This window comes from Acinetobacter portensis (genome assembly GCF_009372215.1).
Lineage (GTDB): Bacteria > Pseudomonadota > Gammaproteobacteria > Pseudomonadales > Moraxellaceae > Acinetobacter > Acinetobacter portensis.
The window spans coordinates 1-25,946 of record NZ_LWRV01000092.1 but is presented as its reverse complement, the minus strand read 5'-3'; the positions used below and the strand labels follow the sequence as shown (position 1 = coordinate 25,946).

At 38.0% G+C, this 25,946-nt stretch carries 18 protein-coding genes; 11 read left to right on the top strand and 7 right to left on the bottom strand.

The genetic code is table 11. From position 1 onward, the window contains the following. The first annotated feature begins 59 nt into the window (after nt 1-59). The 5 genes from A6M14_RS11615 to putP all read left to right on the top strand — a co-directional run bounded on the left by A6M14_RS11615 (nt 60) and on the right by putP (nt 4,829). Nucleotides 60-686 (top strand): 1-acyl-sn-glycerol-3-phosphate acyltransferase, encoded by a 627-nt coding sequence (locus A6M14_RS11615; protein WP_152875206.1) that lies wholly within the window; start codon nt 60-62, stop codon nt 684-686. Between the two features lie 64 nt (nt 687-750). After that, nucleotides 751-1,668: a patatin-like phospholipase family protein gene (locus A6M14_RS11610; protein WP_152875204.1), complete on the top strand. Its 918-nt coding sequence runs from the start codon at nt 751-753 to the stop codon at nt 1,666-1,668. Nucleotides 1,669-1,779: 111 nt separating this feature from the next. Continuing rightward, nucleotides 1,780-2,265 carry an NfeD family protein gene (locus A6M14_RS11605; protein ID WP_152875202.1) on the top strand — a complete coding sequence of 162 codons (486 nt, stop codon included), beginning with the start codon at nt 1,780-1,782 and terminating at the stop codon, nt 2,263-2,265. Nucleotide 2,266: 1 nt separating this feature from the next. After that, the gene (locus A6M14_RS11600) at nt 2,267-3,118 is read left to right on the top strand and encodes an SPFH domain-containing protein (RefSeq protein ID WP_152875200.1); all 852 of its coding nucleotides are present in this window, start codon (nt 2,267-2,269) and stop codon (nt 3,116-3,118) included. 220 nt (nt 3,119-3,338) lie between these two features. Continuing rightward, nucleotides 3,339-4,829: a sodium/proline symporter PutP gene (putP, locus tag A6M14_RS11595; RefSeq protein WP_171500285.1), complete on the top strand. Its 1,491-nt coding sequence runs from the start codon at nt 3,339-3,341 to the stop codon at nt 4,827-4,829. A 97-nt stretch (nt 4,830-4,926) separates the two neighbouring features. Here putP and bfmS read toward each other — a convergent pair whose 3' ends face one another. Beyond that, complete coding sequence (gene bfmS / locus A6M14_RS11590; protein WP_163122912.1) at nt 4,927-6,591, bottom strand: sensor histidine kinase BfmS; 1,665 nt, start codon at nt 6,589-6,591, stop codon at nt 4,927-4,929. Between the two features lie 39 nt (nt 6,592-6,630). Beyond that, on the bottom strand, nt 6,631-7,347 hold the full coding sequence (gene bfmR, locus A6M14_RS11585; RefSeq protein WP_152875196.1) for a response regulator transcription factor BfmR: 717 nt from the start codon (nt 7,345-7,347) through the stop codon (nt 6,631-6,633). Between the two features lie 594 nt (nt 7,348-7,941). On the opposite strand from bfmR, the gene A6M14_RS11580 reads away from it, so the two are divergent. After that, nucleotides 7,942-10,776, top strand: a complete 2,835-nt coding sequence (locus A6M14_RS11580) for a ribonucleoside-diphosphate reductase subunit alpha (RefSeq protein ID WP_152875195.1) — start codon at nt 7,942-7,944, stop codon at nt 10,774-10,776. A 411-nt stretch (nt 10,777-11,187) separates the two neighbouring features. Further along, nucleotides 11,188-12,471: a ribonucleotide-diphosphate reductase subunit beta gene (locus tag A6M14_RS11575; RefSeq protein ID WP_152875193.1), complete on the top strand. Its 1,284-nt coding sequence runs from the start codon at nt 11,188-11,190 to the stop codon at nt 12,469-12,471. A gap of 102 nt (nt 12,472-12,573) precedes the next feature. Here A6M14_RS11575 and A6M14_RS11570 read toward each other — a convergent pair whose 3' ends face one another. Then, nucleotides 12,574-14,028 carry a SulP family inorganic anion transporter gene (locus A6M14_RS11570; protein ID WP_152875192.1) on the bottom strand — a complete coding sequence of 485 codons (1,455 nt, stop codon included), beginning with the start codon at nt 14,026-14,028 and terminating at the stop codon, nt 12,574-12,576. A gap of 489 nt (nt 14,029-14,517) precedes the next feature. Between A6M14_RS11570 and A6M14_RS11565 the strand changes: the two genes are divergently transcribed. Continuing rightward, nucleotides 14,518-15,282 (top strand): hypothetical protein, encoded by a 765-nt coding sequence (locus A6M14_RS11565; protein WP_152875190.1) that lies wholly within the window; start codon nt 14,518-14,520, stop codon nt 15,280-15,282. Between the two features lie 115 nt (nt 15,283-15,397). Here A6M14_RS11565 and A6M14_RS11560 read toward each other — a convergent pair whose 3' ends face one another. From A6M14_RS11560 to denD, 3 genes are read right to left on the bottom strand one after another with little or no spacing between them, the layout of a single operon-like run. Further along, nucleotides 15,398-16,270: an NAD(P)-dependent oxidoreductase gene (locus A6M14_RS11560; protein ID WP_152875188.1), complete on the bottom strand. Its 873-nt coding sequence runs from the start codon at nt 16,268-16,270 to the stop codon at nt 15,398-15,400. 6 nt (nt 16,271-16,276) lie between these two features. Then, nucleotides 16,277-17,644: an MFS transporter gene (locus A6M14_RS11555; RefSeq protein WP_152875187.1), complete on the bottom strand. Its 1,368-nt coding sequence runs from the start codon at nt 17,642-17,644 to the stop codon at nt 16,277-16,279. 33 nt (nt 17,645-17,677) lie between these two features. Then, on the bottom strand, nt 17,678-18,649 hold the full coding sequence (gene denD, locus A6M14_RS11550; protein ID WP_152875185.1) for a D-erythronate dehydrogenase: 972 nt from the start codon (nt 18,647-18,649) through the stop codon (nt 17,678-17,680). 369 nt (nt 18,650-19,018) lie between these two features. Here denD and A6M14_RS11545 point away from each other — a divergent pair, with 369 nt between their 5' ends. The 3 genes from A6M14_RS11545 to A6M14_RS11535 all read left to right on the top strand — a co-directional run bounded on the left by A6M14_RS11545 (nt 19,019) and on the right by A6M14_RS11535 (nt 23,693). Beyond that, nucleotides 19,019-20,197, top strand: a complete 1,179-nt coding sequence (locus A6M14_RS11545; RefSeq protein WP_152875184.1) for a fumarylacetoacetate hydrolase family protein — start codon at nt 19,019-19,021, stop codon at nt 20,195-20,197. Nucleotides 20,198-20,309: 112 nt separating this feature from the next. After that, on the top strand, nt 20,310-22,097 hold the full coding sequence (locus tag A6M14_RS11540; RefSeq protein ID WP_152875182.1) for an IlvD/Edd family dehydratase: 1,788 nt from the start codon (nt 20,310-20,312) through the stop codon (nt 22,095-22,097). A gap of 21 nt (nt 22,098-22,118) precedes the next feature. Further along, a complete protein-coding gene (locus A6M14_RS11535; RefSeq protein WP_152875181.1) occupies nt 22,119-23,693 on the top strand; it encodes an aldehyde dehydrogenase (NADP(+)) in 1,575 nt (524 codons plus the stop codon). Between the two features lie 50 nt (nt 23,694-23,743). Here A6M14_RS11535 and A6M14_RS11530 read toward each other — a convergent pair whose 3' ends face one another. Next, the gene (locus tag A6M14_RS11530) at nt 23,744-25,867 is read right to left on the bottom strand and encodes a TonB-dependent receptor family protein (protein WP_152875180.1); all 2,124 of its coding nucleotides are present in this window, start codon (nt 25,865-25,867) and stop codon (nt 23,744-23,746) included. Between the last annotated feature and the right edge of the window lie 79 nt (nt 25,868-25,946).

The window sequence follows — 25,946 nt, the reverse complement described above, 5'->3', positions numbered from 1 at the left end:
GATTTATGACGGAAGTCTATTTATATCAATGTTTAATTTCAATCTTTTGATAAAACAACATGAATAAATTTCCAAAACTGCCACCCTTAGTTCCTCATAGAAACTCGAGTATTTACACTCAAAGTTTTTTTAAACGTATTTTTCTCGCACAAGGTTGGGAAATGCATGGGGAATTTCCCAATTTACCTAAAGCAGTTGCAATTATTTCGCCACATACATCAAATATAGATGCATGGCATGGCTTTTTAGCTTTACTTGGATTAGATATTAAAATTACCATTTTCGGTAAACATACCTTGTTTAAGACACCACTCAAACCAATTTTGCAATGGATTGGTGTTATTCCTGTTGTACGGAATTCACAGCAAGGTCATACGCAACAAATTGCAGATATTATTGCCTCAAAAGATGATATTTGGGTAGGCATGGCGCCTGAAGGTACACGCAAAGAAGCTGAAAAAATTCGTAGTGGTTTTTATCACATTGCGCATGTAGCTCAAATTCCTATTGTCATGTTTGCCTTTGATTATAAAAACAAAGTTATTCGAATTTTAGGTACATTTGAAACTACAGGCGATTATGAAAAAGATTTAAATAACATATTAAAAACTTATGAAGGCAACTTTTCACCTAAACATGAAAAATGGTTAGCAAAGCCGTTACAAAAGCATTGGAAAAAAGACTAGCAAAATAGTCTACTTTTTGGTGAGATGTGCTCATTATTTGTTTAATTTATTTTATGTTTAGTTTATGAAATTATTACATCTTCCTCTTCTCGCTATTCTTGGCCTGAGCCTATTTGGTTGTGACAAAGCGACCAAAACAACAACACAAACCACCTCAATTAAAGCACGTGAACCTGTCATTGCCATTGCACTGGGTGGCGGTGGTGCCAAAGGTTTTGCTCATATTGGCGTGATTAAAGTTTTAGAATCGCATGGTATTAAAGCCAAAATTGTGACAGGTACAAGCGCAGGCAGTTTTGTAGGAAGCTTATACGCCAGTGGCAAATCGCCATATCAATTGCAACAAATTGCCTTAAACTTTCAAGAATCTGATATCCGAGATTTAACACTAAACCGCCAAGGTTTTTTATTAGGTCAAAAGCTACAAGATTATGTAAATAAAAATGTGGCAAACAAGCCTATGGATAAATTTCCTATTCGGTTCGCTGCCGTTGCTACACGTTTAGATAACGGTAAAAAAGTTGAGTTTATTAAAGGTAATGCAGGTCAGGCAGTTCGCGCATCTTGCAGTATTCCAAACGTATTTGTTCCTGCAACCATTGGTGGCGTAGCATATGTCGATGGTGGATTAGTCAGCCCTATTCCTGTCAAAACTGCACGTGACATGGGTGCCGATATTGTAATTGCTGTTGATATTTCTGCACGTCCGGATGGCGGAAAAGCCACAAGCATGTTTGGTTTACTTGATCAGACCATTAATATTATGGGTCAACAAAGTATTAATGAAGAACTTAAACAAGCCAATATTGTGATTCAACCTAAAGTTGGACATATTGGAACATTAGACCTAAAAGCCAGCAACGAAACCATTTTAGCAGGCGAAAAAGCCACTCAACTTAAAATTACAGCCATTAATAAAGTCATTTCAGATTTCAAAAAATCGCCAGCTGCATTAAAACCTGCACCTAAAGCGAAGTTCTAAAATCAAGAAATTTGCTATATCCACATAGGGTTTCATCTGTTAAATTGATATAGACGTTTTTCGTCTATATCAAACATTTCCTTATTCAGTACTAATACAAAGAGAAAATGTATGGAATTTATTTTGGAACCGTGGCATTGGTTTGTATTGGGTGTCGTTTTAATTCTTTCTGAATTATTACTTCCAGCATTTGCGGCACTTTGGTTTGGCGTTGGTGCCATCTTTGTGGGAATTTTATATTGGTTATTTCCATCTATGGGGCTAACGACTCAGCTCATTGTTTGGATTATCCTCTCTGTTCTATGCACCATCGCTTGGTTTAAATTCATCAAACCACTTTCTACAGATAAAACAAAAGCAGGCTTATCTCGTGAAGCGACCATTGGTCAAATTGGCATGGTCATTCAAAACAATTTAGAACACGACCAAATTAAAGTTCGCTTTCCTATGCCTGTTTTAGGATCAGATGAATGGAACTGCCGCACACAATCTTATGTACAAGTGGGCGATCGCGTTCGTGTTATCGATATTTTGGGCAACGATTTAGTTGTGCAAGCACACACCACCAATTACGAAAATGAAAAAGTGAGTAAATAAAATGACTGCTGGTTCTATCATTGTTTTGGCATTTTTAGCCTTTGTCGCTATCACAATTTTTAAAGGCGTACGTATTGTTCCACAAGGTTATAAATGGATTGTTCAACGTTTAGGTAAATACCATACAACGCTTGGACCTGGTTTAAACTTTGTAATTCCTTATATTGATGAAGTTGCTTATAAAGTAACAACAAAAGACATCGTACTTGATATTCCATCACAAGAAGTAATTTCACGCGATAACGCTGTTTTATTAATGAATGCCGTTGCTTACATTAACTTAACAACGCCAGAAAAAGCAGTGTATGGTATTGAAAACTACACTTGGGCAATTCAAAACATGGTTCAAACTTCACTACGGTCAATTGTTGGTGAAATGGATTTGGACGATGCTTTGTCTTCACGCGACCATATTAAAGCAAAACTTAAAGCTGCTATTTCAGATGATATTGCAGACTGGGGTATTACGCTTAAAACTGTAGAAATTCAAGATATTAAACCATCTCACACTATGCAAACTGCCATGGAAGAACAAGCTGCTGCTGAACGTCAACGTCGTGCAACAGTTACTAAAGCAGATGGTGAAAAACAAGCGGCAATTCTTGAAGCAGATGGTCGTTTAGAAGCATCTCGTCGTGATGCAGAAGCACAAATTGTTTTAGCCGAATCTTCACAACGTGCGATTGAGCTAGTCACCTCTGCCGTAGGTGATAAAGAAATTCCAGTTGCCTACTTACTTGGTGAGCAATATGTTAAAGCAATGCAAGATATGGCTAAATCGAACAATGCTAAAACTGTCGTTTTACCTGCAGATATTATGCAAACCATTCGCGGTGTGATGGGACGCGGCTAATAAAATAATAGAAAAATCACAAAATATGGGTAGCAAATTTGCTACCCATATTTTTTTTACTTACGATAAAACAGCAATTATTAATAAATTATGTATAAAATGACTCTTTATTTTTGACTTTATATATGATTAGCAAACAAGTTTTAAGTGAACCTAATTAAAAGCCTGACAAAATTCACCTTAAAACAACGTTTCTATTTATCCTGACATGGACATAGTTATGAATTTGAATCCGACACTAATAACCTTTTTATTCTACATTGTCGCCATGATCTTCATTGGTTTAATGGCATACCGAGCTACCACTAACTTTTCGGACTACATTCTTGGTGGTCGTCGTTTAGGTAGTTTTGTTACAGCACTTTCTGCAGGTGCATCCGACATGAGTGGTTGGTTACTCATGGGTTTACCGGGCGCAATTTATTTATCTGGGCTTTCAGAATCTTGGATTGCCATTGGTTTAATTATTGGCGCATGGATAAACTGGTACTTAGTTGCAGGTCGCTTACGTGTACATACAGAAGTACAAAACAACGCCCTGACACTACCCGACTATTTTGCTAACCGCTTTAATGACAATAAGAAAATTTTACGTATTGCTTCTGCAGTTATCATTCTAATTTTCTTTGCAATTTACTGTGCTTCTGGCATGGTTGCAGGTGCACGTTTATTCGAAAGCATGTTTGATATGTCTTACAGTACAGCTTTATGGATTAGTGCTATTGCAACAATCAGTTATGTATTTATTGGTGGCTTCTTAGCAGTAAGTTGGACCGATACCATTCAAGCTGGATTAATGATTTTCGCTTTATTATTAACCCCAGTTGTTGCAATCCTAACTTTCTCCGATCTATCTCAAGTGACATTGGCACTTGAAGCAGCTCGCCCACAAGCCATGAATATTATGGGCGATTTAAGCTTTGTAGCGATTATCTCTCTACTTGCTTGGGGCTTAGGTTATTTTGGTCAACCACATATTCTCGTACGCTTTATGGCGGCAGATTCTGTTAAATCTATTCCAAATGCACGTCGTATTGGTATGGCATGGATGATTTTATGTTTGGGTGGCGCAGTCGCTGCTGGCTTCATTGGTATTGCTTATTTCCAACAACATCCTGAACTTGCTGCTGTTGTAAATGCAAATCCCGAAACCGTATTCATGGAACTCACTAAAATTTTATTTAACCCATGGATTGCAGGTATTGTTTTAGCCGCAATTTTAGCTGCTGTAATGAGTACTTTAAGTTGCCAATTACTTGTATGCTCTAGTACTTTAACTGAAGACTTTTACAAAACGTTTATTCGTAAAACAGCAACTCAAAAAGAGCTGGTTTGGATTGGTCGTCTTATGGTTCTTCTTATTGCAATTCTTGCAATTTGGTTGGCAGGCAACCCAGAATCTAAAGTACTCGGTCTTGTTGCTTATGCTTGGGCAGGTTTTGGTGCTGCATTTGGTCCACTGATCATCTTATCGTTATTCTGGAAACGAATGACATTAAATGGTGCTTTAGTGGGTATGATTCTAGGTGCTGTTATTGTTATTCTTTGGAAAAACTTCTTTGCTGATACAGGTCTTTACGAAATCGTTCCTGGCTTTATCTGCTCATTCATTGCAATTATTGTGGTGAGTTTAATGGACAAAGAGCCAAGCCAAGATATTCAAGATCGTTTTAACGAAGCAGATACACTTTACAATGATGCAATGAAATAATCACCTACTGTTCTAAAGTTTTAAATGAGAACAAGAGATATTAATAAAAAAAGCCAGTTTTCTAACTGGCTTTTTTTATTTCAAATCTAATAATGTTTCACTGTTCAGAACTACTTTCAATTATGCCTTTCAAGTAGTTTTTCTTCTGTTTTTTAAATCGTTTAGCAGGCCAAGTCATAATAAATCGTGCACCACCCAATGTTGGGCTTTCATCCACAGCTATGCTACCACCAAACCAGTATGCAATACGGCTTACAATAGAAAGCCCTAAACCATAACCACCCGATGCTCGAGTACGGCTATCATCTAAACGAGAAAATGCCTCAAAAACACGAGAACGATCTTCTTTTGGAATACCCGCACCATCATCTTCAACACAAATATAAGCTTCGCCTTGATAATTTATCCCACCACTAATCACAACCTTATGGTTGCAATAGCGAACAGCATTACCCACTAAATTTTGAACAACACGATGCAAATAACGATATTCGGCATCTACTACTAAATTTTCAGGAGGTACTTGTAATACAATTTCTTTTTGTGTTTTTAGTGCTTCTGTTTCAGTGACAACTTGTTCTAAAACTTCAAGTAATATTACTTTCTCAAAATCAAATGATGGTGTACCTTGCTCTAATTTAGCATAGGTCATAATTTCATCAATTAAGTTATTCAGAGCTTCAATATCTTTATCAATCATGTCGACTTGCTGAAGACGGCTATCGTAATCGTCATCTTCCGCTAGCATTTCCATACCAAAACGAATTCGCGCAACAGGTGTTCTTAACTCATGCGAAACTGCACGCATTAATTCACGCTGTGCTTCTATCAGACGCTGAATATGGTCTGACATACTGTTATAACTAGAAGCCAAACTTGCCATTTCATCTGAGCCTTCTACAGGTAAACGAAGGCTTAAATCCCCTGTTTTCATCCCATTTAAAGCTAAATTCACTTGGCTAATTTTACGCTGCATAGGCACCAATAAGCCGTATACGCCCAAACTTAGAACAAATAAACTGAGTAACGTAATTCCTGCAGCAAGTTGATAAGGCATCCAATTGAATAGTGGAATTGGGCCTAAAACCAAAACTTGTGTATGTGAATTCGACATTGGAGAAACAATCGAAACATTGGTACCGCGTGTGCTTGCATTGTCTCTATACAAAACGATGCTGTGATCTAGACGTAAACGACTAATTTGATCGGAATCGAGTGGAAGTTTTTGAATACTTTCAATACTGACAGGATATGAAAATCTAGATTGAATTTTCTGTAAATATTCTTTTTCTTGCCCTGGGAAATAAACCAAATAATCCATAATGAAAATTGGCAAAGCTTTCATTTGCCGTTCATTAAAGTTATCTACCCGAATGTATACATAATGATTAGGATCTTCTTTTACACCCAAAATGACATAAGTAATGGTATTGCTTGCATCATAACGAACAACTGCTTTTTGCTCATCTATTCGTTTTTTTTCAGTCCGCGTTAAACTTACTTTCGTAGAATCGACATAATATATTGGCAATTCTAATAAATCAGATGCGTCTGAAATCCAATCTAACTTTTGTTGCTGATTGGGCTGCCTAGCAATACCTTCACTAATGATATATGAAATACCATCTGTCAGTGATTCTCTATATTCTTGCGCACGTTGGTAGTTAATGATCTGCACAAGTAGATAACCAAAAAGTGCAACCAAAACCACCAATATGACTAAACCGCCATATATGCGCAAAAATATACTGTGTTTAAACACGAGAATGTCCTGTTTTAGACCAAAGAACGATAACTAAAATTACAGACCATTTGTTTCTTTAACAAATAAATAACCTTTACTGCGTACAGTTTTAATACGCTTAGGATTCTCAGGATCATCACCAATTTTTGGACGAATACGCGAAATACGTACGTCAATTGAACGGTCTTGACCATCGTATTCAATACCACGAAGACGCTCAAAAATATCTTCACGAGATAAAATGCGACCCGCATTTGAAGCAAGCAACCACAACAAGTCATATTCAGCACTTGTGAAATCTACTAATTCGCCATGTAAAGTCACTGAACGACCACCATTGTCGATAACTAAATCATCAAATTCGATACGTTGTGCAACTTCATCTTCTGGCGCTTTGTCTGTACGACGAAGCAATGCGCGAATACGAGCTAAAAGAACACGAGGCTGAACTGGTTTAGCAACATAGTCATCTGCACCCATTTCTAGACCAAGAACTTGATCCATATCTTCAGTACGTGCTGTAAGCATTAAAATAGGTTGATGGTAATGCGGACGAACTTCGCGACAAATAGTTAAGCCATCTGCGCCAGGTAACATAACATCTAGTACAACCATATCTGGTTGTTCTGCAATAATTCGACGAATGGCACGGTTGCCATCTGGTTCTACCCCAACTTCTAATCCATTACGAATTAAGTATTCTTGAGTCAAACGTGCAAGGCGCTCATCATCTTCAACAATTAAAATTTTAGGTAACTTTTCTTCTTGGCTCATTAGGTGCCCCTTTATTAGTCATTGCGTATTCTTTATAAATCCAAAGAGATACATCCAAATCTATAATTGCAATATACACACGTTTACATTGTAAACAAGATTCTGTTCACCAAACTGATACATCAAAGTAGCATTTTGTTATATTTTTTTACATGTTGAATTAATTAAAGTTTTCAAATTATCGTGATAATTCACCATTCAAATATAAATATAAAGTTACAATTAGTATTTTATTTGATCCATTTTGTTTTTTGTTCAAAAACTGTTTGCTTGTTCCAGACTTTTTCACTTATCCACAAGTTTATCTATAAGCACTTAATCGTAGCTTTGTTATGCTATCTCCTTGTGTAATAAGACTTCGATAAAAAATACAAAAAATGGGAATTTTTTTGTAAATAAAAACTGAGATTCTACGAAAAAAAAATTAGCGAAATGTCAATATTGATCTAACCTCTTTTTTCCCGTATCTTGTGTGTAAATCAATTTCAAACCACTAAGTCTTGTGTTTATCCCTCATACACTGTGGCCTAATATTCGCCCAGTTCAAATGGTCCATAAACATAAAAATAGATGACATATGGAGCTATGCTGACAATGAGCGTAATCACATCAACACCCGGCCAAATTCAGGTGATTAAACGCACCGGTGATGTTGCTGCTTTTGATGCAGAAAAAATTGCTGTTGCAATTGGTAAAGCATTTTTAGCAGTTGAAGGTCAACAGAGCACAGACTCTAGCCGAATTCATGATCGTATTTCTCAGCTTACAGAAATGGTATTAAATACTTTTACACGTCGTTTACCTTCTGGTGGCACAATTCATATTGAAGAAATTCAAGATCAAGTTGAACTTGCACTTATGCGTACTGGGGAACAAAAAGTTGCACGTTCTTATGTAATTTATCGTGAACAGCGTTCTGAAGCACGTAAGCAAATGAATGAGCATCACCACCCTACGCTACAAATTACAGGGACAAATGGTCAGCTTGCTCCTCTAGATTTAAGCCGTCTTCAAGCAACAATTGAAAAAGCGAGCGAAGGTTTAGAAGGTATTAATGTTCAAGCGATCATCGATGAAACAGTTAAAAACCTTTATAACGGTGTAAAAGCGACTGACATCTCTACAACAATGATGATGGCAACGCGTACTCGTATTGAACAAGAGCCTAACTACACGTATGTAACTGCACGTTTACTTCGTGACAATTTGGTTGCAACAGGTCTTGAGTTCTTAGGTCTTTCTACAGACACTTCAGAAGCAGATGCTTTAGAAACATTCTTGAAAAAAGGTGTTGAGCTAGAACTTCTTTCACCAGAATTATTAAATTTTGACCTTGCTAAATTGGCTGCTGCGATTCAACCAGAACGCTCTAACCAATTTACATATTTAGGTCTTCAAACTTTATTTGACCGTTACTTCATCCACTCAGATGACGTTCGTTTCGAATTACCGCAATTATTCTTCATGCGTGTTTCAATGGGCTTATCATTGAATGAAGCAAACCGTGAAGACAGCGCAATTGAGTTCTATAACTTACTATCTCGTTTTGACTATATGGCTTCTACGCCTACATTGTTCAACTCGGGTACTTTACGTCCACAGTTGTCTAGCTGCTACTTAACAACAATTTCAGATGACCTATATAACATTTATGGTTCTATGCGTGATAACGCCCTTCTTTCTAAATGGGCGGGTGGTTTAGGTAATGACTGGACGCCTGTTCGTGCATTGAACTCTTATATCAAAGGCACAAACGGTAAATCTCAAGGTGTTGTTCCATTCCTTAAAGTAGCAAACGATACAGCCGTTGCGGTAAACCAAGGTGGTAAGCGTAAAGGTGCAGTTTGTGCATATTTAGAAACTTGGCACTTGGACATTGAAGAATTCCTAGAGCTTCGTAAGAACACAGGCGATGACCGTCGTCGTACTCATGACATGAATACAGCGAACTGGGTTCCTGATTTATTCATGCAACGTGTATTTGAAGATGCTGAATGGACACTGTTCACACCATCTGAAACACCAGATTTGCATGATTTAACAGGTGCTGAATTTGCTGAACGTTATGCTTACTATGAAGGCATTGCGAAAGAAACAAATATGTTGCACAAGAAAATTCGTGCAAAAGATTTGTGGCGCAAAATGCTTTCTATGTTGTTTGAAACAGGTCACCCGTGGATAACATTCAAAGACGTTTGTAACTTACGTTCACCACAACAACATGTGGGCGTAGTTCACTCATCTAACTTATGTACAGAAATTACATTAAACACAAACCAAGATGAAATTGCCGTTTGTAACTTAGGTTCGATTAACCTTGTACAACACGTTCAAGGTGGTGTTTTAGACCGTGAAAAACTTGCTCGCACAGTAAAAACTGCTGTTCGTATGCTCGATAACGTCATCGACATCAACTATTACGCAGTACCACAAGCACGTACTTCTAACATGAAGCATCGTCCTGTTGGTATGGGCATCATGGGCTTCCAAGATGCGTTATACGAAATGCAAATTGCTTACGGTTCAGATGCTGCTGTTGATTTTGCCGATGAGTCGATGGAAGTGATTTCGTACTACGCAATTGCAACATCTAGCGACTTAGCTGTTGAACGTGGTGCTTACGAAACATTTAAAGGTTCATTGTGGGATCAAGGTATTTTACCAATTGACTCTTTAGATTTAGTTGCGAAATCACGCCCAGAACGCATGTTCGAAGTTGACCGTACAACTCGTTTGGATTGGGACACTTTACGTGCCAAAGTTCAAAAAGATGGTATGCGTAACTCTAACGTGATGGCAATTGCGCCTACAGCGACAATTTCTAACATTTGTGGTGTTTCTCAGTCTATCGAGCCTACTTTCCAGAACCTTTATGTGAAATCTAACCTTTCTGGTGAATTCACAGTGATCAACCCGTACCTAGTACGTGCGTTAAAAGATCGCGGTCTTTGGGATTCTGTAATGGTGAATGACCTGAAACATTTTGAAGGTTCTGTTCAAAAGATTTCTCGTATTCCTGACGAATTAAAAGCAATCTTCGCAACTGCGTTCGAAGTTGAGCCACGTTGGATTGTTGATGCTGCATCTCGTCGTCAAAAATGGATCGATCAAGCTCAGTCTCTTAACCTTTACATCTCTGGTGCAAATGGTAAGAAATTGGATATGACGTACAAAATGGCGTGGTTACGTGGTCTTAAGACAACTTATTACCTTCGTGCATTGGGTGCGACTTCTGCAGAGAAATCTACAATTAATACGGGTGCGTTGAATGCAGTTAAAAACACAACTGCCACTGCTGCTCCTGTTGTTGCAGCGCCTGTAGTAGAAGCAAAAAAACCTGAAGCTGTTGAAGAAGATGGTTTTGCTCAAGCAGCACCAGTACCAATGGCATGTTCAATTGACAACCCAGATTGTGAGGCTTGTCAGTAAGCTGACAAAACCTCCCCTAGCCCCTCCTAAAAGGAGGGGGATTTCTCGAAGCAAATAGCAGAAAGAAAGTCCCTCTTTTTAAAAGAGGGATTTAGGGAGATTAAAAATACAAATAAAAGGAAATGCACATGGAACATATGACTCACAACTACATGTTAGGACTTGTTGTTCTGGTCATTTCCTTTCTTGTTTTGTTTTACATCCCACTTGGTTACATTTGGGTAAAAGCAAGAGAACAAAAGCGTAATCAAAATAAGTAGTGTGGAACTTTGATTTTTTCGAACAAGATTAAAACAAAGCTTGGTAAAACTTAATTTTGCTTACTCGAATTAAGCGTATAGTATGGACATCTCAACTTCGTAAGTTGGATGTCTTCATAAAAGATATAAAGCAACGAAGAGAGAATTTAATATGTCTATCCTAAGTTGGGACGATTTCGAAGATGATTCGCAAAAACCGGCTGCACCTGAACACAAGTCTGCGCCCGTCGAACCGCAAAAAACGACTAATTCGCAGATGGTATCTGATGCAAGCAACGAACCGTCGAGTGTGGCAGCTCCACAACCCGCTCGAACCAGTTCAAACAGAACAACAGATCCAACCGATCCGTTGGCAAGAGCATCTAACGCCTTAGAAACACTTGATGTTGCTCCAGGCTTAGAAGAGCTTGAAATGGGCGCTCAGCGTGTACAAGTTGACGACAAAGCAATGATTAACTGTCGTGCTGACTTGAACCAACTTGTGCCGTTCAAATACGAGTGGGCTTGGCAAAAATATCTAGACGGTTGTGCAAACCACTGGATGCCACAAGAAGTTAACATGAACCACGATATCGCGCTTTGGAAGTCTGAAAATGGCTTAACTGAAGACGAACGTACTATTGTTATGCGTTCTTTAGGTTTCTTCTCGACAGCCGATTCATTGGTTGCAAACAACTTAGTTCTTGCAATTTATCGTCATATTACGAACCCTGAATGCCGTCAATACATCTTGCGTCAAGCGTTTGAAGAAGCAATTCATACGCATGCTTACCAATACTGTATCGAATCTTTAGGTATGGATGAAGGCGAAGTCTTCAACATGTACCGTGAAGTACCATCAGTAGCACGTAAAGCAGCTTGGGGCTTGAAGTACACTCAATCTTTATGTGATCCTACTTTCCAAACAGGTACACCTGAAAACGACCAAATTTTGCTTCGCAACTTGATCGCGTTCTATTGTGTTCTTGAAGGTATTTTCTTCTATTGTGGTTTCAGCCAAATTTTGTCTATGGGTCGTCGCAATAAAATGAATGGTGTTGCCGAGCAATTCCAATACATTTTACGTGATGAGTCTATGCACTTGAACTTTGGTATCGATATGATTAACCAAATCAAGATTGAGAACCCTCACCTTTGGACTGCCGAGTTCCAAGAAGAAATCATTCAAATGATTCTTGAAGGTACGATGCTTGAAATCGAATATGCGCGTGACACTATGCCACGTGGTGTATTGGGTATGAATGCAGCGATGATGGAAGATTACTTGAAGTTCATCTGTAACCGTCGTTTAAGCCAATTGGGCTTGCCTGAACAGTTTGCTGGCGCAACGAATCCGTTCCAGTGGATGTCTGAGATGATGGACTTACGTAAAGAGAAGAACTTCTTTGAAACTCGCGTAACTGACTATCAAACTGGTGGCGCATTAAGCTGGTAATAGCTTTTTAGATCGTCAAGCGACACATAAGTTGTCATTCATAAAAAAACCACCAATATCTGGTGGTTTTTTTAGTATTTGATAATAAATAATATTTTTAACTTAAATTTTGGCATGTACCCCATACTTATCAATCATATTGGTACTAGCTTCATTTAAGCCACGTACAGTCACATTGACACTATTCTTTTGAAATTTGCTTACCACGGAATCAAGCATAGCAACTGATGTAACATCCCAAATATGAGCATGTGTTAAATCAATAATCACTTCTTTAACATCTTCCTTAAAGTCAAAGCCCTGCATGAATTTTTCAGAAGAACTAAAGAAGATCTGACCATGTAAGTCATATAAGCGATGCATACCCTCTAAACTAGATTCCACACGAATATCATTCTCTAACTTATTCGCCAGAAACAATGCCGACAATAGAACGCCTGTCAGTACCCCTAATGCTAAATTATGAGTCGCAACTACCACAATGACTGTAGCAACCATCACAACATTACTGGTTTTCGGGTTCTGTCTAAACTCGGCAAGAGAACGCCATTCGAATGTTCCTATTGAAACCATAATCATGACAGCTACTAGCGCAGCCATTGGAATGACTTTGAGCCAATCACTAATAAAGACCACTAAGATTAAGAGGAAAATGCCTGCTGAGAATGTTGATAGACGAGTGAGACCGCCCGACTTCACATTAATCATGGATTGACCAATCATGGCACAACCTGCCATTCCCCCCATGAAACCAGATGCAATATTCGCAATACCTTGTCCTTTGCATTCTTGGAATTTATCACTTGGGGTATCAGTCATTTCATCCACGATAGTTGCAGTCATTATGGATTCAAGTAGACCCACAGCCGCTAGTGCTACCGAATACGGCAAAATGATCATCAATGTTTCAATATTCAAAGGAATATTGGGAATCAAGAACATTGGAAGTGTGTCAGGTAAAGCTCCCATATCACCAACTGTTCTCACATCAATTCCGAGGGCGATTGCCAATAATGTAATCGCAATAATGCAAACAAGCGGAGACGGTAGTAATTTTCCTAATTTAGGGATCAAAGGAAATAAGTAAATAATACCTAGACCTAGTGCGACCAAAGCATAAACGTGCCAAGTCACATTAGTTAACTCGGGTAGCTGTGCCATAAAAATTAAGATAGCCAAGGCATTCACAAAGCCAATCACGACAGACTTAGAAACAAAGCGCATCAGCTTAGCCAGTTTCAAATAGCCTGCTAATATTTGAATGACACCAGTTAAAATTGTTGCAGCAAGTAAGTATTCAAGCCCATGCTCTTTGACCAAAGTGACCATAAGCAGTGCCATCGCACCTGTAGCTCCTGAAATCATTGCTGGACGACCACCAATGAATGAAATCACTACGGCAATACAGAACGAGGCGTACAAGCCAACTTTTGGGTCTACGCCTGCAATTATTGAAAATGCGATAGCTTCTGGAATGAGTGCAAGACCTACAACTAGCCCTGCAAGCACATCTCCACGGATGTTAGAGAACCATTGTTCTCGGACATTAGATAACATAAAAATAGCCTGATTTTTGGAATTTTAGATAGGCTAGTGACGTGACATATACGACACACAAGCGACTACACCACATCACTAGACAGTGATGAGTTATTTACTGATTTAAGAGGTAAATAGACTTAAGGTGGCGTAAGTGTCATAAAGAAGAGAACTAATTTTAGAGGGTTTTCATGGGCAATTATATCATTGAATAGCCAATAAGGAAAATCAGCTAAATTCTACTTAACATAATGGCTGTTATATGAAAGACAATAACCTTTGTTATAAGTCTTGAGTCTGAAAAGTTATGTATCGAAAAATGACACAGGTTGAGTCATCTTACACTCATAATGATACTTCTTGAGTCCCAGTATGATGTCATTATGGTTCATTAGAATAACTAAGATACTGATTTGATTATCCTGCTAATGACAAGCTATGTATCGTTTGACGAAAATCTTAAAACCCTCTTCGGAGTTTTTTTTAATCTAAGAATATAAAAGGCTTATGCAAAAAATTAATTCGGAAAATATAAAAGAAATTCTAAAAATTATTTCATTTAAATCTAAAATTTATTATGAAAAATCAGATTATAAATTCTCCAAACTTCTTTACATTTGGGGTCTGATATTAATATTCATATCAATATGTGTTGCTCTATTTTATAAATATCAATCACCTATTGAAGAGCTAAGGCTTATTTTTAATATTTTATTTATCAGCGCATTATTTTCATTCGGATTTAGCCCAATTATCATGCTAATTAAAGAGAAAAAGATATTAAAAGAAATATTTCAAAATCCGCAAAAATCATTGATTGAACCGCTACAGGCTGAAACTGATGATTTAATACCAATTATTAATGAACTTTCCAGATATAAAGAACTAGAACTAGATTACGTAGTGGATAGAATTCAGATAAAACTTGAAAACACTGAAAAAAGGATTGGGCATTTAATTGGGCAGATTGATAAAGTCGGTTTGTTTCCAACAATATTAGCTATGCTAGTATTAGCTATAAAACCTGATTTCTTTGATGTTTCTAGTCAAAACTGGATAACCAATTCGGTTCTTATACTTATTGTCATAGTCATCCTTTTTAATTTTTTAGGAATGTATATGCATGATCAAACTGAGGAGTTAAAGCTAAAAGTAAAAATTTTACGTTTTAGCATTAAACTTAATCAGAAGAATATTGAATACTCAATAGACACTCAAAAACCTTTAAGCCATTCTATTATTTCACGTATTCATTACTATTTTAAAAAATAATTTTTTATATATTTCGTGAATTCTTTTAATACTCAACAACTAAAATAATGAAGTAAAACTAAATAAGAATCCCGCTATTTAAGCGGGATTCTTATTTACATAACGACAAGGTATTTTACAATTGATTCATTCGCTTCAATTCTAAGAATAAACCTGAGTGATCTAAATCACCATCTCCAGCATTTACCATGTTTTCAAAAAGCTGATCTACCAATTGAGCTACAGGCAATTTCAAACCTAAAGAATCGGCATGAGCAATTGCTGTATGTGTATCTTTCAATTGAGTTCGAGCTGCCCCACCTGGTACAAAGTTTTGGCTTAAAATTCTTTCACCATGTTGCTGAAGAATTGGGGAATCTGCAAAACCGCCAGATAAAGCCTCTCTCACTTTCCAAGGATCTGCACCACCTTGTTGAGCCAAAAGTAAACCTTCACTTACAGTTGCAATGGTACTTGCTACAATCATTTGATTCACAAGCTTTGCCAATTCCCCACAACCTGCATTTCCAACGAGAACAGGTCTGCCTAATGCTTTAAAAACAGATTCTGCTTGGGAAAACACATGTTCATCTCCCCCAACCATAATCGCTAAACTTGCATTAATTGCACCTTTTTCACCACCCGATACAGGCGCATCTAAATACTGCAAACCAAGTTCATTGCATTTTTTCGCTTGTTCCTGAGCTGTTTCCACAGGAATAGAACTCATAACAATAACTGTACTATTGGGTTTCAGCTGGCTAGTCGCGCCTTTATCTTGAAACAAGACTTCGTCACAGGTTTTACCATCACTTAACATGCAAATTAAAAATGCTACATCTTGTCCAATCTGTTCTAGTTCAGCGCAAGGAGTTGCACCTGCTTCAACCAGTTTTTTAAGTTTAGATGGTGTTCTATTCCATACTTTAACTTGATGACCCGCTTTTAATAAATTGAGCACCATAGGTGAACCCATAATACCTGTGCCAACAAAGCCAATACTAGACATCTACCACTACTCCGTAACAGATTGACTGCTTATCGCATTTTTTTCAGCACGGATACTTCTTGCTTTTAAGCGACCAAGTAAAATTAAACCTAAACCACCCATTGCTACAAAGCCAGCAATCACCATAAATGCAACGGTGTATGTTCCTGTACTTGTATATAAATAGCCCGTTAAATAAGGACCTGAAAAGCCACTTAAATTACCCACCGAGTTAATAATACCAATACCTGTTGCAGCCCCAATACCTGTTAGCGTTTGACCAGGAATAGTCCAGAAGATATTAATTGCGCTAAATACCCCAATTGCTAGGAAAATAAAGCCCACAATAATCGCCCATGGCTCATTTACAATAAGCGCAATTGCAATCGCACTAGCAGCCATAATTGCAGCAAATGCACCATGATGATAACGCTCTTGTTTTTTATCTGAACGACGACTCCACAAAATCATACCTACAGCAGCAAAAGCGTACGGAATAGCAGTCAGCAGTCCATTCTGCATTAGACTAATTTCCATACCAAATGTATTTCGGAATGATTCCAATACGCTTGGAAGGAAGAAGAACATTGCATTTGAACCCGATGTAATACCAAAATAAATTAACGCCATAATCCAAACCAATGGGTTTTTAAATACCTGTTTGATAATGGTGCTTTTACTTACATTTACATCTTCAGATTTTAACTTTTCTTGTTCTTCACGCTCTAATGTTGTCATTAGCCACTGACGTTGTTCAGCTGATAACCATGTTGCTTCTTTAGGTGTATTCGTTAAATATTTTAAGCAAATTAAGCCTAAAATAACGGATGGAATACCTTCTAAAATATACATTAAGCGCCAGCCTTCATAGCCAATGCTATCGCCCCATTGCATTAAACCGACTGAAACAGGAGCACCAATAATTTGAGCAATTGGTAGACCTAAGTAAAAACTTGCAAATACACGAGCACGGTAACGGGCTGGAAACCACAATGTAAGATAAAAAATCACACCTGGGAAAAAGCCTGCTTCAGCAATCCCAAGTAAAAATCTTAAAACAATGAATTGAGTTCCTGTCGTAATAAAACCCATAAATGCAGCAATAATGCCCCATGTAATCATGATACGGGCAATCCAAATTCGTGCACCAAACTTATGAAGTAATACATTACTTGGTACTTCAGCAATGAAATAACCGAGGAAGAAAATACCCGCGCCCAATCCAAAAATGGTTTGGGTAATTCCAAGTGCCTCATTCATATGCAAAGCTGCAAAACCAATATTCGTTCTATCTAAAAAAGCCATAATAAATAGAATGACTAAAAACGGAATAATACGTTTTGTCACGCGCTTTACGGTTTGCTCTTCCAGAGCAGAAATATGAGTATTATCCATAACTTAATCTCTCTTTAATCCATTTTTTGGCTATTATTCTTTAGTATCTTCAATATGTGCTTGGATAATATCTTCAAAGCTTTGATCTGCTTCAAATCCAAGTGAGTTTGCATATTCAGCTTCTACTTGTGTTGGCCAGCTTTGAACAATTCTTTGAATTGTTGCATCTTCTTCCCATTGCACTAAATTTACAGCTTCCTTACCTGCCACTTTTTCTAAGGCAGAAAGCATCTCTTTAACCGTAACGGTTAAACCAGGAAGTGGAATAATGCGTTCATTGCCTAATTTTTGCGGTGAAAGTGTTGCTGCCTTAATCATAGAATCAACACATTTTCTTGGAGATGTAATAAATACAGGCGTGTTTTCGGCAACAGGACAAACGGCTGTTTCACCTTTCAATGGCTCACGAATAATAGAACTGAAGAATGTTGATGCTGCTTTATTTGGTTTTCCAGGACGTACAACAATTGTTGGTAAGCGAAGTACTCGCCCATCAACAAAACCTTTTCGTGAATAATCTGCAACAAGCAATTCACCAATGGCTTTTTGCATACCGTATGAAGATTTTGGTGTGACAACAGTTTTGTCTGTAACAATTTCAGGTAAATCGCCACCAAATACAGCGCAACCACTTGCAAAAATGAATCTTGGTTGAGTATTTTGACTACGAATTACATCTAAAATATTCAATAAACCATATAGGTTCACATTCATACCCAAATCAAAATCAGCTTCAGCTCCCGAACTTACCACCGCAGCTAAATGCCAAACAACATCAACATTTTTTACGATTTCTTGTACAGTTTGCTTGTTGGTAATATCGCCTGTAACAACTTCTACTCTTGAATCTTGAGGAACGTCTTCACCCTGAAAAGCATCAAATAATATAATTTTTTCAACTTTTTTTGCTGATTCACCATCAAATGTAATGCTCCCTAATTCTAAAATTTTGCTTGCGATTTGTTTTCCAATAAAACCAGTACCGCCAGTAATTAGAATATTCATAGGTGCTCCTTTCCTTTATTTGTTTAGATTGACGAATCCAATTCGCTACCATCAAATTAAGCAGGACAACCAATAATTACCAATGAATTATTTGCGGATATTGATAACTTTTTAATATCATTTTTTTTAATTATCTTTAGATTTTGGGTCAGCTTATACTGTATATAATTCATTCATATAATTTTTATCATTCATTTAGCCTCTTCATTACTTTAAGAATAACGAAACGCTTATATTTTTAAATAAAAAAACAAAGGTCATCACCATAATTATTTAATAACCTGTAGTTATCAATAACTAAAATAATGCAATTGGTGTTTATTGATTTAGCGTCCTATCATATTTTCACAAATAACATGGATGATACATATGACACTTCTTTTAAACTCTGCAAATACACTACCTTCAGATGGAACTCAAGGTTGTCTCATTGGTCGAGCTTGGGTACCTCATGCAGAATATTCAGGTCCATCACCTGTTCTTTTAAAGAATAATCAAGTTTTTGATATTTCAAAAGAATTCAAAACTGTTTCTGAATTATTAGAAGTAGATCATCCTGTAGATGTATTGGCGAATCTTGAAGGTCAATACTTAGGTACTGTTGATGAACTTTTAGCAAATACCCATCAAAATCCAAATCCTACTCAAGCCTATTTTTTAGCACCTATCGATTTGCAAGTAATTAAAGCTGCAGGCGTAACTTTTGCAGCAAGCATGTTAGAGCGTGTAATTGAAGAACAAGCGGCTGGTGATGCTTCTAAAGCACAGCACATTCGTGACGTTGTTCAAAGCGTCATTGGCGATAGCTTGAAAACAATTCAACCGGGTTCTGAAAAAGCATTACAGCTCAAAGAATATTTAATTGAACAAGGCATGTGGTCGCAATATCTAGAAGTAGGTATTGGTACAGATGCTGAAATCTTTACTAAAGCACCTGTATTGGCTGCTGTTGGTGCGGGTCAACAAATTGGTATTCACCCTAAATCTGAGTGGAATAACCCTGAACCTGAAGTAGTTTTAGTTGCAAACAGCCAAGGTAAAATTTTAGGTGCGACTTTAGGTAATGATGTGAATTTACGTGATTTTGAAGGTCGAAGCGCACTATTACTTAGTAAAGCAAAAGACAACAATGCTTCATGTGCAATTGGTCCATTTATCCGCCTATTTGATGAAACATTTAATTTAGATGACGTTCGTCATTGCGATGTTGAACTAGAAATTAAAGGTGTCGATGGCTTCACGCTAAATGGCTTAAGTTCTATGTCACAAATTAGCCGTGATCCTGAAGATTTAGTCAACCAAACACTCAATGAAAATCACCAATATCCAGATGGTTTTGTTCTATTTTTAGGGACTTTATTCGCGCCAACAAAAGATCGTGAAAAACAAGGTGCAGGCTTCACGCATAAAATTGGCGATGTTGTACACATTCAAACACCTAAACTTGGCTCACTTTACAATGAAGTGACTACAAGTGATCAGGCAAAACCTTGGAATTTTGGTTTTAATGCGCTGATTAACAATTTGAAAGCCCGAAATTTACTGTAATTTTCCCATATTATTCTTAAGTTCAATAGTCCTCATGGCTATTGAACATTAAGATTGCTCCTTCGTAACACACATTAATTCATGTTGAAAAACAGAAATATAGGTTCCAAAGATGACTGATCAAAGTAAACGGATTTTTTTACGTAGCCAAGAATGGTTCGATGATCCAGATCATGCCGATATGACTGCTCTATATGTAGAGCGTTATATGAACTATGGCTTAACACGTGAAGAGCTACAATCTGGTCGCCCAATTATCGGGATTGCGCAAACAGGTAGCGATCTGACTCCTTGTAACCGTCATCATAAAGAACTTGCTGAACGTGTCAAAGCGGGTATCCGTGATGCAGGCGGTATTCCTATGGAATTCCCTGTTCATCCTATTGCGGAACAATCTCGCCGCCCAACAGCGGCTTTAGACCGTAACCTTGCTTACTTAGGTCTTGTTGAAATTTTACATGGCTACCCACTCGATGGCGTTGTACTCACAACAGGTTGTGACAAAACCACACCTGCATGTTTAATGGCTGCTGCAACAACCGATTTACCTGCAATTGTTTTATCGGGTGGTCCAATGCTAGATGGTCACTATAAAGGTGATTTGATTGGCTCTGGTACGGTTATTTGGCATGCTCGTAACTTATTAGCCTCAGGTGAAATTGATTACGAAGGCTTTATGGAAATGACGACATCTGCATCGCCATCTGTAGGTCATTGCAACACCATGGGTACAGCACTTTCAATGAATGCTTTAGCTGAAGCCTTGGGTATGTCTTTACCAACCTGTGCAAGTATTCCTGCGCCATATCGTGAACGTGGTCAAATGGCGTATTTAACAGGTAAACGTATTTGTGAAATGGTGAAAGAAGATTTACGTCCTTCTAAAGTTATGAACAAAAAATCTTTTGAAAATGCAATTGCTGTTGCATCTGCATTGGGCACATCAAGCAACTGCCCACCACATTTAATTGCGATTGCACGCCATATGGGCATTGAATTGACATTAGAAGATTGGCAACGTGTAGGCGAAGATATTCCTCTTATTGTGAACTGTATGCCTGCAGGTAAATACTTAGGTGAAGGTTTCCACCGTGCAGGTGGTGTTCCTGCCGTTATGTATGAACTACAAAAAGCAGGTGTTCTACATGAAGACTGTGCCTCTGTAAGCGGTCAGACAATGGGAGAAATTGCCCAAAAATCTAAGACTTCAAATGCCGATGTAATTTTCTCTTATGATGAGCCACTCAAACACGGTGCAGGCTTTATTGTATTGAGCGGTAATTTCTTCGACAGCGCCATTATGAAAATGTCTGTTGTTGGTGAAGCTTTCACTAAAACCTATCTTTCTAGCCCTGGTGATGAAAACAGTTTCGAAGCAAGAGCAATTGTGTTCGAAGGCCCTGAAGATTATCACGCACGTATTAATGATCCTGAGCTCAATATCGATGAGAATTGTATTTTAGTGATTCGTGGTGCAGGTACGGTAGGTTATCCAGGTAGTGCCGAAGTTGTAAACATGGCTCCTCCTGCCGAACTCATTAAAAAAGGCATCGACTCACTTCCATGCTTAGGTGATGGTCGTCAAAGTGGTACATCTGCAAGTCCATCTATTTTAAATATGTCACCCGAAGCTGCTGTTGGCGGTGGTATCGCATTATTAAAAACGAACGATGTTTTAAGAGTCGATTTAAACAAGCGCTCTGTGAACGTTTTAATTTCAGATGAAGAACTTGAAAAGCGTCGCCTTGAGTGGAAACCAGACTTTCCAAAATCTCAAACGCCTTGGCAAGAAATGTACCGCAGCATGGTTGGTCAATTATCTACAGGTGGTTGCTTAGAACCTGCAACGCTCTATATGAAAGTCATTAATGAGCAAAACGTACCAAGACATTCACATTAATAAAGTATTTAAGGAACTCCGATGACTATTGGACATAATTTTATTGCTGGGCAACGTAGTGCATTGGGCAGCAGCACACTAAAAAGCGTCAATGCAACCACGGGCGAAGCTTTAGCATATGATTTTTATCAAGCAACTGTAGAAGAAGTGAATTTAGCTTGTGAAGCAGCAGATCAAGCTTTCAAACTTTATCGTCATACTTCCCCTGAACAACGTGCTCAATTTCTTGAAGCAATTGCAGATGAGCTTGATGCTTTAGGTCAAGATTTTCTTGAAATCATTTCTCAAGAAACAGCGCTTCCACTTGCTCGTTTACAAGGTGAACGTGGTCGTACTAGTGGTCAAATGCGCTTATTTGCTAAAGTGCTTCGTCGTGGCGATTTTCTTGGCGCTCGTATTGATACCGCATTACCTAATCGTCAGCCAATGCCACGCGTAGATTTACGTCAAATTAAAATTGGTATTGGACCCATTGCTGTCTTTGGTGCAAGTAACTTCCCATTGGCATTCTCAACTGCGGGTGGTGATACTGCTTCTGCTTTAGCGGCAGGTTGTCCTGTTGTTGTAAAAGCACATAGTGGTCATATGGCAACTGCCGATTATGTTGCCCAAGCAATTGAACGTGCTGTAGCGAAAACCAATATGCCTGAAGGCGTATTTAACATGATCTATGGTAATGGTGTGGGCGTAGCAATTGTTCAACATCCACTAATTAAAGCCGTTGGTTTTACAGGCTCATTAAAAGGTGGTCGTGCTTTATGTGATATGGCTGCTGCACGTCCGCAACCTATTCCTGTATTTGCAGAAATGAGCAGTATCAACCCTATGATCATGCTTCCATCTGCATTACAAACTCGTGGTGATCAAATTGCTCAAGACTTATCAGATTCTGTTGTAATGGGATGTGGTCAGTTCTGTACAAGTCCAGGTTTAATTTTAGGTATTCAATCACCTGAATATTCTCAGTTTATTGAAAAATTAGCTGAAAATATCAATGCGAAACCTGCTCAAACTATGTTGAATGCAGGTACGTTAAGAAGCTATGTATCAGGTTTAGAGCATTTAGAAAATCATCAAGGGATTGAACACTTGGCAGGTCAAGCTCAACAAGGTGATCAAGCACAACCTCAACTATTTAAAGCAAATGTTGAATTACTTCTTGCAGGCGATCAATTACTTCAAGAAGAAATTTTTGGTCCAACAACCATTGTGATTGAAGTAAAAAACAAAGATCAGTTGATTCAAGCATTAAGTAGCATGAATGGTCAATTGACTGCTTCATTGATTGCTGAAGATGTTGATTTAACTAACTTTGCAGATATTGTGCCTATATTAGAAGAGAAAGCGGGTCGTTTATTATTAAATGGCTATCCTACAGGTGTTGAAGTATGCGATGCGATGGTTCACGGTGGACCATATCCTGCAACTTCGGATGCTCGTGGTACATCTGTGGGAACATTGGCTATTGAACGCTACTTGCGCCCAGTGTGTTATCAAAATTATCCGCAAAACTTACTCCCTGAAGCATTGCGCGATGAAAATCCGCTTAATCTATCAAGATTAGTGAATGGCGAAATAACTCGCGATAAAATATAAGACCTAAAAAATCCCGCTCATGTAGCGGGATTTTTTTATTTAAACAATCATTAGAAAGCTTTGGTCACACTCAAGCCAGCACTCCAATTACGTCCCTCAGCAGGCTCATAAAAACGCTTACTACTTTCATTCACAATCACAGAACCTGAATAATCTTTATCAAATAAGTTATCTACGCGAGCAAAACTATTGATTGACCAATCTTGATAAGACCACTTATAGCCTACATTTGCAGAAGTCACCACATAACTTGGCGCAGATTCAGCATTAATATCATTCACATAAATTTTATCTGAATAACGAACATCTAAACCTGCATATAAACCGTTTTCAGGCTTCCAACCTAAACTTAAAAACGCCTGATTCTTAGCAATACCTGGAATGTAATTTCCGTTCTGAATTGGAGTTACACCAACAATATTCACAGTGTCTTGATCAAAAGTTGCATCAATATAGCTATAACTTGCTTGAGCAGTTAAATCACGCCACAGGTTTTTAGTCCAAGAAAGCTCAACGCCTTGTCTTAATGTCTTATCTACATTGCGGAAAGTTGCTTTGCCATCTTCATTTTTGAGAGGCACAATATCATCTTTGGTTTTTGTATAGAACGTTGCAAAAGTAAAATCACCTAAATTGTTCTTAGATTTAAGCCCAATTTCATAGGTTTCACTTTTTGCAGCATCTAAATTAAATGGCACATTACTATCAACGGCAGGATAAGCCATTTCGGTAAATGTTGGCGTTTCAAAACCTTGTGCATAACTTGCATATGCCATTAACTCAGGAATTATCTGCCAACTTAAAGACACAGATGGCAACAATCGCTGATAATCGGTTTTGCCTGAATTGTCACCATTACTTAAGAATTTATCTTCAGATTTAAAATGCACATTGCTATAACGCAAGCCCGCATCTAAAGTCCAATCTTGAGCAAAGTTATAAGATGCTTGCACATAAGGATCGATATTCCATAAAGTATTATCTTCATCACGGCGTAATTTGCCTTTCACACCAAGCGCATCGCCATTGAAGTTTTCATAACCTTTTCGATCTTCAGTCATACCATCAATAGCAACACCTGCAATAAATTTGGTGTTTGGTAAAAGATCTTTCCCTGTCCAACGTAAATCTGTACCAAAGAATTTTCGGTCAAAATCAATGACACCACCCGCATGGTTTACCCCACCCTGAGAACCACTTGGAATAGATTGATATTGTGTAACCGAACGCTGTCCTAAATATGCCATCGCATAAAGTTCATGCTGATCGTTAATTGGTTTATTCCACGTTAAACCTGTTTGAACCTGTTCAATCTCTTTACGTGCATTATAAAGCGATACATTTCCTGCAACTTGTTTTGGGTTTTCATTCCATTGTGCGCGTGTTAAACCACCCGGATCATCAGCATTAATTTTGACGTAATTTCCCATCCAATTAATTTTAGAACCATCATCTAAGCTCCAAGTGAGTTTGGCATTGTGTAGCACTTTATTCGCTGCACTATGATCACGAAAACCATCGGTATCAAAATACGATGAACTAACAATATAACTTGGTTGATTGGCTTGCTCTGAACCACCTTGTAGGACAATATTCGCCTGATTTTTATGATTACTACCGCCCGAATAGCCGAGTGTTACAGAATCTCGCCCTTGCCCTTCTTTACTTGAGGTTAAAATTGTTCCGCCCGAAGAGTTTCCATAAAGCGATGAAAAACCACCTCCTAAAACTTCAATATGATCCAAACTATTCAAATCAATATTCGATGTTTGCCCTTGACCATCTGGCATGGTTGCAGGAATACCATCGACATACAAACGAATGCCTCGCACACCAAATGTAGAACGTGCGCCAAAGCCTCGCATAGAAATTTGCAAATCTTGTGCGTAATTTTCACGGTTATTGAGCTGTAAACCCGGCACACCTTTGAGCGTTTCCGAAAGATTCACATTCATACTTTTTTGTTGTTCTTGTGGAATGTAATACACCGAAGTCGGTGTCGATAGAACATCTTTATCTGTGCGTGTTGCTTCAACCACAATAGGTGCAAGTTGCGGAACATCTGTATTGTTGATGGTTGTATTTACATCGGCATAAGTACCTTGGGCACTGATACACGCAATAAGACAAGATAATGTCGATTTCATTGGTAGTCGTTTTAAATGACGTTGCATAAAAGTTCGTTCCTAATATCAAATAATTGCAGTGAAATCTCACAATCAATTACTTTTCTTGGTGGTGTTTCAAAAAGTA